The organism is Halarchaeum acidiphilum MH1-52-1, assembly GCF_000474235.1.
Taxonomy (GTDB): domain Archaea; phylum Halobacteriota; class Halobacteria; order Halobacteriales; family Halobacteriaceae; genus Halarchaeum; species Halarchaeum acidiphilum.
Map to the genome: position 1 here is coordinate 1 of NZ_BATA01000160.1, position 584 is coordinate 584.

General features: G+C 62.5%; 1 pseudogene. It reads left to right on the forward strand.

Annotated features, from left to right (window positions below):
• Nucleotides 1-584: pseudogene (locus AOZ13_RS13670) on the forward strand (ATP-binding protein); the annotation flags it as partial.

The window sequence follows — 584 nt, forward strand, 5'->3', positions numbered from 1 at the left end:
TCGATGGACGCCGCCGGGAATCGCCTCGAACAAATCCGTGAGAGACCCCACCTCCGACGGATCTTCAACCACACGCCCGCGCAGAACGACGCCGGTGAGTACGTCGAGAACCACTTCGACTTCCGGAAATTCCTCGACGAGGACGTCACCATCCTCCTCGACCTCGGCGACCTCCACCCGGAAGCCCAGCAGGCGGTGACGCTCCTCCTGTTGAGCAATCTCTGGGACGCCGTGCAGGTGCGGCGTCGCGACGGTCGGAGCAACTACGAGAACCTGACCAACCTCATCATCGAGGAAGCCGCGCCGGTCGCCTCAACGCGTCTCGTCTCCGAGCAACTCCTCCCGCAGGGCCGCTCGTTCGGCCTGAGCATGGGTCTCGTGATGCAGTTCCCCGGTCAGGTACGGAATCGCAGCGAGCGCGCCTACGACGAGGTCTTGAACAACATCAAGACGAAGCTCATCGGGAACATCTCGATGGAGCACGACCTCGCCGAATCGCTCGCCCACGAGGAGTTGAGTCCGACCGAACTCCGCAATCGTGTGAACACCTTGCCGAGTGGAGAATGGATCGCCCAGCTTCCAAG